Source organism: Microbulbifer mixtoriginis (SeqCode), from assembly GCF_052467515.1.
The window spans coordinates 4,753,796-4,770,312 of record NZ_CP174314.1 but is presented as its reverse complement, the minus strand read 5'-3'; the positions used below and the strand labels follow the sequence as shown (position 1 = coordinate 4,770,312).

Here is a 16,517-nt window from a genome sequence, read left to right as displayed (position 1 = left end):
CCGCTGGATCTCATAAATGACTGGTATTTATTTTTACTAAAAATGGATAATGGTTACTTGTTGCCTAGATTCTCACAATAACCGACACACTTGGCGATAGCGAAGGAGGCCAGCTGGTTGTAGGCAAGTAAGCTTCCACACAAACAAGCCAGGAACCTCATGGGAACCCGTACCAACCAGCTGACCTTGAAAGAACGATACCAGATTGAGGTCCTTAATGGGCAGAACTATTCAGCCCGAGCCATTGCACTACGCCTCCATAGATCCAATAAGACCATCTCTCGTGAGCTTGGTCGTTGCAGCCCTTACTGTGCCGAGAGTGCCCACCGTCAGACACTGCAACGACGGCACGGAGCTATTAAACATACCAAGCTCGACTTTGCCATGCAGGTACAAATCGACCACCAGCTAAAAAATGCAAGTCCTGAACAAATCGCTGGGCGAATGCAGCTTGAGAGATGTGCGAAAACGGTTAGTTGTTCAACAATTTACCGCTGGGTCAGTCGACTTAACTGGAGGTCACGTCTGCCAAGGAAATCCAAACCTTATCGGAAACGGGCAGGTTCCGAGGCAGGCGTAAAGCTTATTCCAGAGCGCATAGATATTGATCAAAGACCTGCGATTGTCGATGAAAACACTGAGATTGGTCACTGGGAAGGCGATACAGTTTATGGTCAAGATGGCTATCTGGTGACACTGGTTGAACGAGTTTCCAAATTATTGCTCACTCGCAGAGTCCCAAATAAGAGCAAGAAAACAGTGAGTCGGGCAATCAAGCAGATGTTGAAGCCATATCAGGCCATCTGTAAAACCATCACCTTCGATAATGGAGGAGAATTTGCAGGTCATCAATCGATTGCGCAGAAGCTAGGATGCAGAATATATTTTGCGAAACCTTACCACTCTTGGGAACGTGGGCTGAACGAAAACACTAATGGCCTTTTGAGGCGCTTCTTCCCAAAAGGAGTGGAAATTGGCAAGATACCAAAAAGCCGTATTGATGACGCAGTGTTTCGAATCAATACTCGACCTAGGAAAGTATTAAATTACTTGAGCCCGCTGGAATTTTTGGTGGGTAACCGTGTGTCACTTATGTTGGCAATCTAGGCATTTAAAATTAAATGTTAATGGAAAATCAACAAATGAATTCACCTCTGTTGGTTTGGAGTTTTATAGGAATGGGCTTGTAACAGGTAACTACCATGGCTGGTGTCGCTCCCTTTGAAAATGAAGATCACCTAAAAGACCTGGTTAAATTGGCTAAATCGTTTAATTAGGATGGTAGCCGAACGGTTTACACCGTGGTCGATAAACCGCCAACGTTGGTGATGTTCGTCAAGTTACTTTTACCCATGATTTTAATGTTAATAAGATGGCTAAGTTTGATACTTGGAGCGTGGATTTTTCGTTAAAACAATTTAATAGCGTGGCTTAGCAAAAAGAGGAGCGTTCTAGCCCTACCGTCGAGCCTGTTGTAGATAGCGTTACTGGGAAGGTGATTAGCACAACAATAGAAGAGGCGGAAGATGTAAATCATGGCAATGTTTATAAATTGCTAAAAAACATATAACTATTTGACCATAGAATAAAGATAACCAAGCAATTAAAAATTAATGGTAATAATTACAAATTAGTTAGTGATCAAGTTCGCTTGCAAATGCAGACTTCAGGTCATTGAATTTTGTTGGTTTCTGGTGATGAAAATCCAGTAACGGGAGACCGATTAGAAATTAATACTCAATTAAGTAATGGGGGATTACGTCGAATTTTCTATGGCTTTGTCGAGTGTGTAACTCCTGTTCAAAATGGCTTGCATAAGGTGGTGGGCCATGAATTCTCAGCGCCACTAAATCAAACCACACCTATTAATTTACGCCATGCAATACCGGATAAGGTTCTAGAAATAATTAGCAGTAAAACAAGATTGGAATTCATCTTGCCCAATAGTAACTGGGTAAATATTACTCCGGCTAGATTTCAACATATCAGTGGTGGCTATAGGGTGCTGGATTACTTATTAAATGCCAGGCAGTTGTCGAAAGGTTTTTGACACCAATAAACCGAAAGAAAAATTTATATTGACGAGATTGGAAAATCTGTACCTAGTAAGAAGTTAGTTAGATTGCCTTCTAATATTTTTCAGTCAGTGAGTGTTAATGGAGGAGTCTTGCCTTTGCTACCAGAGTTACGCTCTGGTGTACAAATTGAAGTAGCAAAAAAACACTCTTTATAAATAGTCTGGATTTTCAAAACGAAACTATGCGTTTAAATTGGCTGGCAAACCCTTAGGATAAAAAAATAAGGGCTGTAGCATGAACCCAGAATTAAGAAAACAAATAACCAAGGAGTTTCCAGAGTTGGCTGCGGTTATTACTTGCCCGTCATGATTGAAGTATTAGCCGTACCTGATACCCCTAAGAAAAGAGGCATTAATGATAGTTACCGACCACGCTTAGGGTTGATGTAGCTTTGTTGGATAGCCAACTGAAAAATACATCTATAAAAAAATATACTGTGCCAATTTCTTTTCAGGGTAGCGGAGGTGAACGAGGTTTTTTTGATTTACCGCCAAATGGAATGCTGGTGGAAATCGTTTGGTCAAACGTTTCACCTGAGAGGCCTTTTGTTCGTTCTGTGTTGGGTGAACATCAAGCCTTACCTTGGATGGATGAGCTCAGCATGCCATGGCAGCAAAGTGAAGATGTAAAGCAGAGCGTGGATGCATCGGGAAAATAGAACCGAAAAACCAATGAAGATATTAAAGATAATTGCTTTAACTATGAGTTAGAGTCCCACAGAAAAATGGAAACCTTGGATGAATAATTTAAGCGTGTACTTCGACATAGCATTGAAGACATAGATAAAAAAACAAATTTAAGCCAGCGCCATACATATTATATCGGCCAGCGTATTTAATTTATTATCTCTGGGAAGTATTAATCAGGCGGCAGGAAAGCATATAACCCGTACCGCCACTAAAGATATTAGTGACCATGCTGGTGGTGAGTCTGAAACAGTAGCAACAAAAATTAATCTAGGATCAAAAACAGTTGATTTAGTTACTCAGGCTGAGGCTTTGGCTGCACAGGTAGAAGCCTTGGATGATGCTATCAAAAGCCACACTCATGCTAGTGTGGCTGAGTATGCTAAAATAGATAAACCAGATTCATTCAATAGTGTTAAATCTGATGCAATCAAAATAAAGCCTTAGGCAACTGAGATTAAAGTTACTGAGACTGAAGTTTGATATTCTTGTTATTATGCAATTGATGCGGCTGTATTCTTTTCTTTTGAAAAGTTATTTTCAATTTTACAGCTTAGTATTTTTACTTTAACTTCATATTTGGAAGCCCACCTGATAATTCCACTTTCATATTCTTTTTCCATTTTAGGAATCTTTACTGAAAAGGTATTAACCCTCTCACTTGAGGTTAGGTATTTAAAATAACCTACTGAATTTGAAAGACGCCATCCGGTGCTTACTAGAGCTTTTATGTCAGTGTCGGTTATATCCCCTTTAATAAAAATAAGAAGTTTTTCGCCGACTTTTTCAAAAACCCCTTCAACCTCAATTAAATCAAAAAAAGTATCAATAGGAAGGGCTTCATCTGGTTTGTCTTTAGCAATAATAGTTGTTGGCAGGTTAGTATTTCTGCTCGAAATTCTTTCTAGCGTCTCGATTGTTTCACTTTTGCTTTGAACTCCACTGTGGCCTCCTTCTTTATCGTATTCTATGAACTCACAAGGCCCATAAGAAATTAATGCTCCCCTATTTTCCCCATACCATTTTATAAATGGTAGATAATGGTTGTTAAAGTGAGTTAAGTCCTGGGTGTTCTGTAGAAAAGTAATTTGTGGGATGTACTTCTTATCAGATAAATATCTCATAATATTTATTTTCTGGTGTGTAGGTTTGTACCCAGTGTTATCAATGAACTTATCAAATATTTTGTAATTAAACTTACTCAAATCAGTTTGCGCATTTCCCGCAATGCATGATGACCCTCTAAGAATGCTGGCTAGTAATATACCTGCATAACCTCCACCGGAAGTGCCATAAAATATAATTTTATTATTTCTTAATTTTAATGAGTCTCGGATTTTTGTAATCGCAGATACAACAGAGCGTAAGAATGACCCGTTAGGCTTCCCTAGATACCAAGCAAGTTCTAGACTGTCATTAATTTCTACAGATTTGTCAGAAATAACAATAGAAGAGAAAGGGGTGTCTTTTGTCCATGACTGACGATGAAAAACTGGAGGTTGTTTGATTTTACGGTTAATTGATCCATTTAAATAAATAACTAAATGGTCAGACTCTTTTATATCTGCATAAATTGGTAGGTCTTCACCAAGAAGAGTTCTGTCCAAGTAACCAGAAAAACCTGGATTTAAATAATCCGTAAGTAACATGTAGCTCCTTAATTGTCTTTTTAATTAATTACTTATTTAAACAGTTAGATATACAAAATAGTGTTTAACTTTTTATGTATTGGCATGCATCTATTTACGTGTCTATTTTTTAAGCTGATAAGAAATTCATATGGTTAAGATCAAAAACTTCACTCATTAGGGTCTTGCATAAAACTTGGCTATAGCCAACGTAAATTAGACCAAATTTCTCTTTGATAACGCTTATCACTTACCAATACCACCCCAGGCCAGTGTTCACGCGAAAAAACAACCCCCCCCAGAAAAAATTCTCCTCCTCATCTCCCGCGAGACTTTTTTGACACTTTTTTTTGCACGTTTTAGATGGTGCATAAACGGGCGTGAATAGCCGCAGAATACGGGGTGTAAAGATAATGGGGTAAATGCACGGTTTGCAGCTTTAAAACGTACCTGCGCAAGTAGCCAGTTTTATTTGTATGGCGTGAATTCAATAGGGTTACAGGACAATTTAGGGGTTGCACAATTTTGTGTAACTTTCCTCTACAGCCCGCATTCCTTCGTTTGTGTAACTGGGTTTTTTCAGGGCTGGATTTTTAGGCTAAAAAAGAAAAAGCCCTGTAAACACGAGGGCTTGTAGGGCTTTTTTTGAATTCTGGATGGTGGGCCCAGCGAGACTCGAACTCGCGACCAACGGATTATGCGTCCGCGTTAGCCTGTGCGCCTTCCGCTTGTTGCTGCGCCTGATTCAGGGCTTGGGCAAACAGGGCGTCGAAGTTGACCGGCGGCAGCATCAGAGCCGGGAAAGAACCCTTAACAACCGCGTTGTCGATCACTTCGCGAGCGTATGGGAACAGGATCTGTGGGCATGCAGTATTCAGGGCCTGAGCCAACTGCTGACCTTCCAGTCCCTTGATACCGAACAGACCGGCCTGCTTCACTTCCACCAGGAAAGCGGTGTCTTCTTCCAGCTTCACGGTGATAGTGAGCGTCAGTGCCACTTCGTACAGGTCTTCTTCAACCTTGGCGGTCTTGGTGTTCAGCTCCTGATTTACCTGGGGCTTCCACTGTTTCTTGAAAACCTCAACGCCCATGGGAGTCTCGAAGGAGAGATCCTTCAGGTAGATGCGCTGCATCGCGAATTGTACTTGTGGAGCCTCTGCGCTTGCCGCGCCGTTTAATTCTTCAGCCATGTTACTGCCTGTTTTTATAAAAAGTTTATTGATGCCTTCCGTGAGAAAGACTCCCTGTATGAGCCTTCAGATTGGGGCCTGCAAATACCGTTTCAAGGCCCGGACCGGATTAATAGCAAATATAAAAAGTCGCGTGAGGCACGCGGCGTCAACCTTTATCAGCCAGCTGACTTAAGCAAGCCGTTAAGCTTACCGCTGCGCTCAAGGGCCATCAGATCATCGCAACCGCCCACATGGAAGTCGCCGACCCAAATCTGCGGCACCGACCGGCGCCCAGCCTTGGCCGCCATCTGTGCGCGCAGCTCAGGTTTATTGTCCACCGCAATCTCGCGATAGTTCACACCCTTGCTGTCGAGCAGCTGCTTGGCGCGAATACAGTAGGGACAAAAACGGGTGGTGTAGATGACTACATCCTGCATAATAAAACTCCGCCTAAAGCCATCTATAAAACTACTGAGCTAGCCCTTGCCTTTGACCAGGGGCAGATTCTGATTAGTCCACTCGCTCATACCGCCCTGTAGGCGACGTACCTGGAAGCCCTTCTGCTTAAGCAGGCGGCCCGCAGGACCTGCGTGCTGACCCATTTTATCGGCGACAATCACCACCTTATCTTTAAAGGGTTCCAGTTCGGCGAACCGCTCGGTCACTTCCCCGTGGGGGATATGCAGTGCATCGACAATATGCCCGGCGGTAAACTCGCTGCGATCGCGCACATCCAACACCTTGGCCCCATCACTGTTGATCAGCCGGGTCACTTCGTGCAGGGAAACTGGTACGCCCGCCTTGTAACGCTCGCTCAAAACCAGCGCATAGAGCAGTGCCACGAGCAGGCCGACCAGCAGCCATTGCTCACTTAAAAAAACGAAAAAATCCACTCCGCCCCCAAAATCCATCGTGGTTATCGTTACGGCGCAGCTGCGCCAAAGCTGGCGGGAGTATACACGATTGTGGCGAATTTCTAACCAGCAAAATCATACTCCAACGGCATGGATATAGACTCAAATGGACTCACCCAACACTATTCGACGTAGTTAAACGATGGCCGAACGGGTTAAAATCCGCGTCCGCAATCCAAACCACCCGATAGAGGAAATCCGTCGCTATGGCCGCTTCGCAAGCCCCGCACAAACGCCCCTTGGTCCTGCTGATTCTGGACGGCTTCGGCCACAGCGACAATGCCGAGTACAACGCCATTCGCGCCGCGAAGTCTCCAGTGTGGGACAACATCTGGGCGACGCGCCCCAAGACCCTGATCCAGACCTCCGGTATGGCGGTGGGGCTGCCCGAAGGGCAGATGGGTAACTCCGAGGTGGGACACATGACCCTGGGAGCCGGCCGTGTGGTTTACCAAAATTTCACCCGTATCAATAAGGCCATTCAGGACGGCGACTTCTTCCGCAATACCGCCTACACCGCTGCGGTAGATAAGGCCATCGCCAACAACGGCGCGGTACATATTATGGGACTGCTGTCCGAGGGCGGCGTACACAGCCACGAGGACCATATTGTCGCGATGGTGACCCTGGCGGCCCAGCGCGGAGCCCGCGCCATTTACGTACACGCTTTCCTGGATGGCCGCGACACGCCGCCGCGCAGCGCCGAGCCCTCCATCGCGCGCCTGATGCAGGTGTGCGACACCGTCGGCAATGCCCATATGGCCACTTTGGCAGGCCGCTATTTTGCTATGGATCGCGACCAGCGCTGGGAGCGCACCGAATCTGTCTACGACATGCTCACCCTGGGTACCGCAGAACACAAAGCCACTGACGCCCTGGCGGGATTAGCTGCCGCCTATGAGCGCGGTGAAAATGATGAATTCGTTGCGCCGACAGTGATCGGCGAGCCCGCTCCCATCAAAGATGGCGATGCTCTGATCTTTATGAACTTCCGCCCAGATCGCGCACGCCAACTGACCCGCGCCTTTACCGAAGCAGACTTCAGCGGCTTCGAGCGCAAGGCCCAGCCCAAGCTGGCAGACTTTGTCATGACCACTGAATACGCCGCAGACATCCACGCAAGCTGCGCTTTCCCACCGGAAAACCTGGTGAATTCCCTCGGTGAATATCTGTCAGCCCAGGGCAAGACCCAGCTGCGCATTGCCGAAACCGAAAAATACGCCCACGTGACTTTCTTTTTCAGCGGCGGCCGCGAAGCGCCCTACAAAGGCGAAACCCGCGAGCTGATCAAGTCTCCAGACGTAGCCACCTACGACCTGCAGCCGGAAATGAATGCGCCGGAAGTAACCGACAAGCTGGTCGCGGCGATTGAGAGCGGCGAGTACGACACCATTATTTGCAACTATGCCAACGGTGATATGGTCGGCCACACCGGTGTTTTTGAAGCGGCGGTAAAAGCGGTAGAAGCCCTGGACCAATGTGTTGAGCGTGTCGTGGATGCAGCCCTGAGCGCCGGTGGCGAAGTGCTGATCACCGCCGACCACGGCAATGTGGAAGAGATGTTCGACACCAACTCCGGCCAGGTCAGTACCCAGCACTCCACCCTGCCGGTGCCTTTTGTATACATCGGCGAACGCAATGTGCAAATGTGTGACGGAGGCAGTCTGGCGGATGTGGCGCCAACCATGTTAGCGTTGATGGATCTGCCACAGCCGGCGGAAATGACCGGCCACAGTTTGGTAAAAATGGACTGATGAAAACTCTCGTACTCTTCCTGATTGTCCTGCTGTCACTGCCCGCCTGGAGCCAGGCGGAAGCGGACCAGCAGGCACGCCTCGCGGAAATCAAGCAGCGCATCGACTCCCTGCAGCAGGAGCTCAATCAGGTGCGCGGCCAGCGCGACCAGCTGCTCAAGGATCTGGAAGAGAACGAGAAAGATATCTCCGGGCTGTACCAGCGCATAGACCAGATCAAGCGGGACATGCGCAGCCGCACGGACAAGCTGCGCGAACTGCAGCGAGAGCAGAAGCAGCTGCAAGAAGCGCGGCGAAGTATGCAGCGGCGGGTCGAGCAGGAGATCGCCGCCGCTTACCGACTGGGCCGACAAGAACAGATCAAGCTCCTTCTCAACCAACAAAATCCACAGAATATCGCCCGCCAACTTCGCTACCACGATTACTTCCTCCAAGAACGCAGCCGCGTTATCGACAACTACCTGCAAACCCTCGCCTCGCTGGAAACGGTTTCCGCCTCGATCGAGCGCGAGCGCAATAGCCTGCAGGCGGAACGGGCACAGCTGCAGGAGCGCCAGGACAAATTGCGCAGCGCGCAACAAACACGCAAGCGCACCCTGGAAAAACTCGCGGCGCGGCTCGCCAATGGCGGTGGTGAACTCAAGCAACTGCAAGGGGACCGAAAACGCCTGCAGACCCTGATCGATGAAGTCGGGCGCGCGATCGCCACCTTGGTAAATCCGGACCAGCACAAACCCTTCGCAAAGCAGCGGGGAAAATTACAGTGGCCGGTCAAGGGCCGCCGCGCCAATGCTTATGGACAGCGCCGCGCCAATGGAATCAGCTGGAAGGGAGTGATTATTCGCGCCGCCGAGGGGGCGCCCGTGCAGGCAATCCACCGCGGGCGCGTCGTCTTTTCCGATTACCTGCGCGGCCACGGCATGCTGGTGATTGTCGATCATGGCGATGGCTATATGAGCCTCTATGCACACAACCAATCCCTCAGCCGCAATGTCGGTGAGTGGGTGGAGAGCGGTGACACTATCGCTCGGGTAGGCAACAGTGGCGGCCTCACCCACAGTGGGCTTTATTTTGAAATACGCCATCGCGGCCAGGCCCGCGATCCCACCGGCTGGTGCCGTGGCTGACACTTTGCCGCTCTCTTCTGCGACGATACGCTCATTTTTTCCCCTGACGCCGGACTTGTGCACCAGTGCAAAAGGGAGTTGTAAGGCAGTTGGGCTTTTCACGACTAAGCCTGTGGCACAGTAGAATTTGGCGGCGCATTAGAATCCCTGCCAATCTCTGCGGTCTACACTTTCGCAAAGCAGCGAAGAAATAAGGCAGAGGTCACAACAATATGTTCATCTCCAAGGCGCTCACCACATTTCTCGGAGCCGCCGCCCTCACAGCCCTGCCGTTAATGGGTCTCAGCGAAGGTGGCCAACAACCCAATCTCGCCACCGAGAACAGCGGGCGCCTCCCCCTCGAAGACTTGCGCAGCTTCGCCAAGGTGTTCGAACAGATCCGTCAGGGCTACGTGGAAGAAGTGGATGATCGCACCCTATTGGAGTACGCCATCAAAGGTATGCTGCAAGGACTCGATCCCCACTCCTCCTACCTGGACCGCCGCTCTTTCGACGATCTACAGGCCAACACCACCGGCGAATTTGCCGGCCTGGGGATTGAGGTGGGTATTGAAGATGACCATATCACTGTGATCACCCCCATGGATGACACTCCCGCCTCGCGCGCGGGTCTCAGAGCCGGTGATGTGATACTGCGCCTGTCCGGCAAATCCATGAAGGGTGTCGGCCTCGATGAGGCGGTGGAATGGATGCGCGGCCCCAAAGGCAGTAGCGTCACCCTGACTATCGCCCGCAAGGGCCGCAAACAGCCCTTCGACGTCACCCTCAAGCGGGACACCGTGCGTGTGCGCAGTGTGCGCAGCAAGGTGCTCGATGAAGGCTACGGCTATCTGCGCATCAGCCAGTTTCAGTTGGATACCGGCGCAGATGTGGCGGAAGAGCTGATCAAACTTCAAAAGAAAGGGGCGCTCAAAGGCCTGATTATCGATCTGCGCAACAACCCCGGCGGCGTGCTGCAGTCTTCGGTGGAAGTGGCCGACGCCTTCCTTGAGGAAGGGCTGGTGGTCTACACCGAAGGCCGCAATGAGGCTGCCAACCTGAGTTACTCCGCCGAACCCGGCGACCTCACCGAAGGCGCCCCGCTGGTAGTGCTGATCAATGCCGGCTCCGCCTCGGCGGCGGAAATTGTCGCCGGAGCCCTGCAGGACCATCGCCGCGCCGTGGTGATGGGCACAGACAGCTTCGGCAAGGGCTCGGTACAGACCGTGATTCCTATCAATAGCGAACGCGCCATCAAACTCACCACCGCGCTCTACTACACCCCTAATGGCCGCTCCATCCAGGCCCAGGGCATCACGCCAGATATTGTTGTGGAAAGGGCCAAGATCACCCGTTTGAAAGATATGCAGCGCCCCACCGAGGCGGACCTGGCCGGCCATTTGAACAATGGCAACGGCGGGGCTGATCGCACCTCGGAAGACCGCGCGCGGGAACGGGAAGAGGGAGAGCGCGACAACTGGATGGATCGCGACAACCAGATCTTCGAAGCACTCAATGTACTTAAAGGGCTGAATCTCTACGCTCACAGGGACCGGGGTCTGCGCGAACGCTTTGCCCGCGCAGATAAACAGTAGTAACTGGCGCGCGGCGGGCTCAAGCCCGCCGCCAGCGCATCCGCCCCAGCAGTGACATCCAGCCTTCGTCAGCCCGCAGGCTAAACTCGCATCTCTATTCCCGCTTCCTGCATAAACGCCTTGGCTTCGGCGATGCTATATTCTCCAAAGTGGAAAATACTGGCCGCCAGCACCGCATCGGCGCCGCCCTGCAGAACACCTTCGGCCAGGTGCTGGAGATTGCCGACGCCACCGGAGGCAATGACCGGCACTGGCACCGCCTCGCTGACCGCGCGGGTCAGGGCCAAATCAAAACCGTTCTTGGTGCCATCTCGGTCCATACTGGTGAGCAGTATTTCCCCAGCACCCAACTCCGCCATCTGCCGAGCCCAGGCCACAGCGTCTATGCCGGTGGGCTGGCGCCCGCCATGGGTGAATATTTCCCAGCGGTTCTCCCCCACCTGTTTGGCGTCAATCGCCACTACGATGCACTGGCTGCCAAAACGCTCGGCGGCCTCACGCACAAACTCGGGATTTTTCACCGCTGCGGAGTTGATCGCGGTCTTGTCTGCACCGGCATTTAACAGGTTGCGGATATCCTGCAGGGTACGTACACCGCCACCCACGGTAAGTGGAATAAACACCTCGTGGGCCATTTTTTCCACGGTGTGCAGTAGAGTGTCGCGCTGCTCGTGAGTAGCGGTGATATCGAGAAAGGTAACTTCATCCGCACCCGCCTCGTTGTAGCGGCGGGCAATCTCCACCGGATCGCCGGCATCGCGGATATCGACAAAATTAACGCCCTTTACCACGCGTCCGGCATCGACATCGAGGCAGGGAATAATGCGTTTCGCCAGTGCCATTACTTGCTCCGTTGATCGCAGAGCTGCTGCGCCGCGCGCAGATCCAGCTTGTCCTCATAAATCGCCCTACCGGTAATCGCGCCATAGATCTCACCGGTTTCCAACAGCTGCTCGATATCCTCAATGCTGCTGACACCACCGGAGGCGATTATCGGCACCTGTACCGCACGAGCCATTTCCAGAGTGGCCTCGATATTGACTCCCTGCATCATGCCGTCGCGAGCGATATCGGTGTACACAATGGAGCTGACACCACAATCCGCGAAGCGCTTGGCCAGCTCGGTGGCCTTTAGCTCTGACACCTCGGCCCAGCCCTCAGTGGCCACCAGGCCATCTTTGGCGTCAAGCCCAACAATTACGTGGCCCTCGAATTCGCGGCAGGCCTCCTCGACCAGTTTCGGCTGTTTCACCGCGGCGGTGCCAATAATGGCCCAGGTCACACCGGCATCCAGATAGCGCTCAATGGTATGCAAGTCGCGGATGCCACCGCCGATCTGTACCGGCAATGTGGGAAATTGCTTGGCAATGGCAGTTACAGCTTCACCGTTGACTGGATTGCCGGCAAAGGCACCATTCAAGTCGACCAAGTGCAAGCGCTTGGCCCCTTGGTCCACCCAGTACTGGGCGGTAGCCAGGGGATCATCGGAAAATACGGTGGCGTCGTCCATCTCGCCCTGGCGCAGGCGCACACACTGGCCGTCTTTTAAGTCGATAGCGGGAATTACAATCATGCTCTGTCTTTCGTCGGCGGTAGTTATTGATGTCAGGAAAGGTCTGCTGGGCTTAGGCCCGGCCATTCCAGCTGACAAAGTTCTTTAGTAATTGCAGGCCAGTCTCGGCGCTCTTTTCCGGGTGGAACTGGGTGGCGAAGATATTCTCACGCGCCACCGCAGCCGCCAGGGGGACACCATAATCGGTGCGCCCAGCCAGATCCCGATTATCATCAGCCGGCACATAGTAACTGTGCACAAAGTAGAAGCGGCTGCCATCGGCGATACCGGCCCACAGTGGATGCTCGCGGGTTTGTTGCACCCGGTTCCACCCCATATGTGGAACCTTTAAACGTTCACCCGCGGCAACTCTCGGCAGGTCCTTGCCAAAAAACTTCACCGGTTGCGGGAAGATATCCAGGCAATCGATACCGTTATTCTCCTCGCTGTGGCGCATCATGATTTGCATACCCACGCAGATACCCAATACCGGTGTACCCGCGGCGATAGCGTCTTTGAGCAACGGCGCAAAGCCCGCGTCAACAAATCCCGCCATACAGTCACGAATGGCGCCCACCCCCGGTACCAACAAACGCTCCGCCCCCTGGGCCTGCTGCGGGGTTTGCGCCAGTACCACTTCGGCTTCCGGCGCCACCTTATCCAGAGCACTGGCAACCGAGTGCAGGTTGCCCATACCGTAATCGAGGACCGCGATCTTGCCCATCACAACACCCCCTTGGTAGAGGGCATGGTGCCAGCCATGCGCGGGTCAAGGGTGAGCGCCATGCGCAGGGCGCGGCCGAAGGCCTTGAATACTGTCTCTACCTGATGGTGGGCGTTGTGGCCGCGCAGGCAATCGATATGTACTGTTACCAATGCGTGGTTGACGAAGCCCTGGAAGAATTCATAGAACAACTCGGTATCAAAATTACCGATGCGTTTCTGAGTGAAAGGCACATCCATCACCAGACCGGGGCGACCGGAAAAATCGATCACCACGCGGGAGAGAGCTTCATCCAGGGGGACATAACTGTGGCCGTAACGGGTCATCCCCTTCTTGTCCCCCAGCGCCTGAGTAATGGCCTTGCCGAGGGTAATACCGATATCTTCCACCGTATGGTGGTCGTCGATATGGGTATCCCCATCACAATGAATATCCAAGTCGATCATGCCGTGACGGGCAATTTGATCGAGCATATGCTCGAGAAAAGGAACGCCGGTAGCAAACTGGCCGTGCCCCTGGCCGTCCAGATTGACGCTGACTTGAATCTTGGTTTCCAGTGTGTCGCGGGTGACGCTAGCCTTGCGCATCGAAAGCGTTCCTTTTATGAGCAATAAGACAGAGGGCGCAGATTATAAGATGAATGATGCCCTCTGTGGTTCGCTAGTGTCAGATGAAACTTGATTCGTAACCGTAAGCACCTATCATGCGCGGTATGGTTACCTTAAAGCGCCGAAAATCCCATTACTGGGCCAGCCTGTTCCTGCTACTTGCATTAGTAGCAGCTCAGCCGCTGTGGGCGGAGCACTTCCATCTTGGTAACAGCCAGGTGGAACTGTGTGACCTGTGCTGCATGCATTCACCCGCAGCACTCGGCAGCGAGCCACTGCTCGTTCAGGCTGAGCCCCAAAGTCACTACAACCGGCCCTCTGCGCTAGCAGCGCGCGATCGCCAGCCGGAGCGCCAGAGCGCGCGCGCCCCTCCCCTGTCCCTGTCTCTCAGCTAACCCTAAAAAAACCAACAATTTATTTTTGTGGATGCCCGCGCCTGTGCGCGTACGGCAGCATCCGCCTGTGACAGGACATAAAAAAACAAATGATCAAGTTCAATACTCTGGCCCTGGCCATTGCCAGCCTGGCTGCGCCCACTATTTACGCCGCTGAATACAACTCGCCCTTGGAAGAGGTCAACGTTACCGTATCGCCGCTGGATAAACCCGCCGATGCTGTGGCGGCACCAGTTTCTATTCTCTCCGGCGACGCACTGCGCAAATCAGCAGCCGCAACCCTGGGCCAGACTTTGCAAGACCAGCCCGGCGTCGCCAATGCCTCCTTCGGCAGCGGCGTCGGCCTGCCGGTTATCCGCGGCCAAAGCGCCAACCGGGTAAAAATACTTAGTGACAACCTGGATGTATCCGACGCCTCCAATACCAGCGCCGATCATGCCGCCAGCATCGAACCCCTACTGGCCGAGCGCATTGAGATACTGCGCGGCCCCGCCGCCCTGCGTTACGGCAGTGGCGCCGTGGGCGGTGTGGTGAATATTACCGACGGACGCATTCCCACCGCCGTGCCCGAGAAAGTGGAAGGCGCGGTAGAGCTGCGCCACAACAGCGCCGACAATCAGGATGCCTCGGTATTTCGCTTCACCGGTGGCGCCGGGCAGCTGGCCTGGTATGTGGACGGTGTCTACCGGGAAAATGACAATACCGAAATCCCGGGCCTCGCTATCGTTGAGCACGGTGAACATGAAGAACACCATGATCATGAAGAGCACGCCGGCGAAGAAGGCGAACACGAAGAGGCCTTCAATACCGATGGCTTCGTGGGCAACACCAATGCCCGCGCCCACAGCTATAGCGGAGGCGTTTCCTGGATCACCGACAGCGGCTTTATCGGTTTCTCCATAAACCGACTGGAAAACAATTACGGCATCCCCCTGGGCACCCATGAGCATCACCATGACGATGAGGACCATGCGGGTGAAGACCACGATGATCACGACCATGATGAACACGAGGAGCACGCCGAGGCCGGTGAGATCGATGCGGTACGTATCGACCTGGTGCAAACCCGCTATGACCTAAAAGGTGAGCACCGCTTCGACGGCGATTACTGGGACAAACTGAGCCTGCGCATCGGCTACAACGATTATGAGCATGTGGAGCTGGATGCCGGTAATCCGGGCACCCGCTTCACCAACGAGGCCTGGGAGAGCCGGGTTGAAATAACCCACGATGCCGGCAACGGCTGGCGCGGGGCCTACGGCCTGCAATTGACCGACAAAGACTTTGCCGCAGTGGGTGGCCACGCCTTTATCCAGCCTTCGCGCACCCGCAGCGCTGGCTTTTTCACCATGAAAGAGCGCGAGTGGGGTAACTGGCACCTGGATCTGGGCGCCCGCCTGGAGCGAGTGGATATAGATCCGGAAACCGCCAGCGACCGCGATTACAACCTGATCGGCGCCAGCGCGACGCTGCAGTACTTCCTCGCCGAGCACCAGCATATCAGCTTCGGCGCTACCCACTCCGAGCGCGCTCCTGTGGCAGAGGAGCTGTTTGCCGACGGAGCGCACCTGGCGGAATCCCGCTACCTCTTGGGCAACAACCAGCTGGATAAAGAGAACGGCGTTAACCTGGAATTGGGTTATCACCACCACAACGAAGCCGCCAACGGCTGGCACGCTGCGCGTATTGAGGCCAGTGTGTTCTACAACCAGATCGGTGACTATATCTACGCGCAAAACACCGGCGGTGAGGAAGAGGAATTACCGGTCTATGCCTATGCCAACCGCGATGCAACTTTCTACGGTGCCGAGGCCTCAGTGACCTTCCCCTTACAGGGAGGCCACTATGTCACCTTATTTGGCGATATGGTGCGCGCCAGCTTCGATGATGCCATCGCCGGCGAAAGCTCCGATGTACCACGTATGCCGCCGCTGCGTATGGGCCTGGCCCTGGGGGCCGAGTACGATCAGTGGGGCTGGGAGTGGCGCACGGTACAGGCGGCAGACCAAGACCGCGCCGGTGCCTATGAGGAGCCCACCGATGGCTACACTAGTATGGATCTGAGCGCCGAGTACAACCTCAATATCGGCGGCAGCGACGCAGTGCTCTTTGCCAGCGCCCGCAACCTGCTCGACGAAGAAATCCGCAATTCCACCTCTCTGCTGCGCGACTATGCCCCGGCACCAGGCCGCAGTATCGAAGCCGGCGTGCGGTTTATTTTCTAAGCCACAACTGCTTCAATGGCCCCGCGGCGCACCCAGCTCCGCGGGGCTGCATCTCCTACACTTCCCGGATAGGCTCTCGG

16 protein-coding genes are annotated in these 16,517 nt (G+C 52.5%); 8 read left to right on the top strand and 8 right to left on the bottom strand.

The genetic code is table 11. From position 1 onward, the window contains the following. Positions 1-159 precede the first annotated feature (159 nt). The 3 genes from ACJJIT_RS20655 (at position 160) to ACJJIT_RS20645 (ending at position 2,736) form a co-directional block, all read left to right on the top strand. Positions 160-1,107, top strand: coding sequence for an IS30 family transposase (locus ACJJIT_RS20655; RefSeq protein ID WP_444899540.1), 948 nt, complete (start codon positions 160-162; stop codon positions 1,105-1,107). Positions 1,108-1,681: 574 nt separating this feature from the next. Then, on the top strand, positions 1,682-2,050 hold the full coding sequence (locus tag ACJJIT_RS20650; RefSeq protein WP_444899539.1) for a hypothetical protein: 369 nt from the start codon (positions 1,682-1,684) through the stop codon (positions 2,048-2,050). A 419-nt stretch (positions 2,051-2,469) separates the two neighbouring features. Continuing rightward, positions 2,470-2,736, top strand: a complete 267-nt coding sequence (locus ACJJIT_RS20645) for a hypothetical protein (protein ID WP_444899538.1) — start codon at positions 2,470-2,472, stop codon at positions 2,734-2,736. A 522-nt stretch (positions 2,737-3,258) separates the two neighbouring features. Here ACJJIT_RS20645 and ACJJIT_RS20640 read toward each other — a convergent pair. The 4 genes from ACJJIT_RS20640 to ACJJIT_RS20625 form a co-directional block, all read right to left on the bottom strand. Next, positions 3,259-4,413 (bottom strand): hypothetical protein, encoded by a 1,155-nt coding sequence (locus ACJJIT_RS20640; protein WP_444899537.1) that lies wholly within the window; start codon positions 4,411-4,413, stop codon positions 3,259-3,261. A 674-nt stretch (positions 4,414-5,087) separates the two neighbouring features. After that, positions 5,088-5,582 carry a protein-export chaperone SecB gene (gene secB / locus ACJJIT_RS20635; protein ID WP_252083765.1) on the bottom strand — a complete coding sequence of 165 codons (495 nt, stop codon included), beginning with the start codon at positions 5,580-5,582 and terminating at the stop codon, positions 5,088-5,090. A gap of 158 nt (positions 5,583-5,740) precedes the next feature. Beyond that, on the bottom strand, positions 5,741-6,001 hold the full coding sequence (gene grxC, locus ACJJIT_RS20630) for a glutaredoxin 3 (RefSeq protein ID WP_444887513.1): 261 nt from the start codon (positions 5,999-6,001) through the stop codon (positions 5,741-5,743). A gap of 39 nt (positions 6,002-6,040) precedes the next feature. Next, a complete protein-coding gene (locus tag ACJJIT_RS20625) occupies positions 6,041-6,457 on the bottom strand; it encodes a rhodanese-like domain-containing protein (RefSeq protein WP_444899536.1) in 417 nt (138 codons plus the stop codon). Between the two features lie 227 nt (positions 6,458-6,684). Between ACJJIT_RS20625 and gpmI the strand changes: the two genes are divergently transcribed. The 3 genes from gpmI to ACJJIT_RS20610 all read left to right on the top strand — a co-directional run bounded on the left by gpmI (position 6,685) and on the right by ACJJIT_RS20610 (position 10,933). Further along, positions 6,685-8,232 carry a 2,3-bisphosphoglycerate-independent phosphoglycerate mutase gene (gene gpmI, locus ACJJIT_RS20620; RefSeq protein ID WP_444899535.1) on the top strand — a complete coding sequence of 516 codons (1,548 nt, stop codon included), beginning with the start codon at positions 6,685-6,687 and terminating at the stop codon, positions 8,230-8,232. Further along, a complete protein-coding gene (locus ACJJIT_RS20615; RefSeq protein WP_444899534.1) occupies positions 8,232-9,359 on the top strand; it encodes a murein hydrolase activator EnvC family protein in 1,128 nt (375 codons plus the stop codon). The genes gpmI and ACJJIT_RS20615 overlap by 1 nt, the downstream gene beginning before the upstream one ends. Before the next feature lie 212 nt (positions 9,360-9,571). Beyond that, positions 9,572-10,933 (top strand): S41 family peptidase, encoded by a 1,362-nt coding sequence (locus ACJJIT_RS20610; protein ID WP_444883128.1) that lies wholly within the window; start codon positions 9,572-9,574, stop codon positions 10,931-10,933. 80 nt (positions 10,934-11,013) lie between these two features. On the opposite strand, the gene hisF is transcribed toward ACJJIT_RS20610, so the two are convergent. From hisF to hisB, 4 genes are read right to left on the bottom strand one after another with little or no spacing between them, the layout of a single operon-like run. Further along, entirely contained in the window at positions 11,014-11,775 is a 762-nt protein-coding gene (gene hisF, locus ACJJIT_RS20605) for an imidazole glycerol phosphate synthase subunit HisF (RefSeq protein WP_444883129.1), read from the bottom strand. Beyond that, complete coding sequence (gene hisA / locus ACJJIT_RS20600; protein ID WP_444899533.1) at positions 11,775-12,506, bottom strand: 1-(5-phosphoribosyl)-5-[(5-phosphoribosylamino)methylideneamino]imidazole-4-carboxamide isomerase; 732 nt, start codon at positions 12,504-12,506, stop codon at positions 11,775-11,777. Before hisA ends, hisF begins: the two co-directional genes overlap by 1 nt. Before the next feature lie 52 nt (positions 12,507-12,558). Continuing rightward, on the bottom strand, positions 12,559-13,209 hold the full coding sequence (gene hisH / locus ACJJIT_RS20595; RefSeq protein ID WP_444899532.1) for an imidazole glycerol phosphate synthase subunit HisH: 651 nt from the start codon (positions 13,207-13,209) through the stop codon (positions 12,559-12,561). Further along, positions 13,209-13,796, bottom strand: coding sequence for an imidazoleglycerol-phosphate dehydratase HisB (gene hisB / locus ACJJIT_RS20590; RefSeq protein ID WP_444899531.1), 588 nt, complete (start codon positions 13,794-13,796; stop codon positions 13,209-13,211). Before hisB ends, hisH begins: the two co-directional genes overlap by 1 nt. Positions 13,797-13,912: 116 nt before the next feature. Here hisB and ACJJIT_RS20585 point away from each other — a divergent pair, with 116 nt between their 5' ends. Then, the gene (locus tag ACJJIT_RS20585) at positions 13,913-14,212 is read left to right on the top strand and encodes a hypothetical protein (RefSeq protein WP_444887518.1); all 300 of its coding nucleotides are present in this window, start codon (positions 13,913-13,915) and stop codon (positions 14,210-14,212) included. Between the two features lie 89 nt (positions 14,213-14,301). Continuing rightward, complete coding sequence (locus ACJJIT_RS20580) at positions 14,302-16,437, top strand: TonB-dependent receptor (protein ID WP_444899530.1); 2,136 nt, start codon at positions 14,302-14,304, stop codon at positions 16,435-16,437. Positions 16,438-16,517 lie beyond the last annotated feature (80 nt).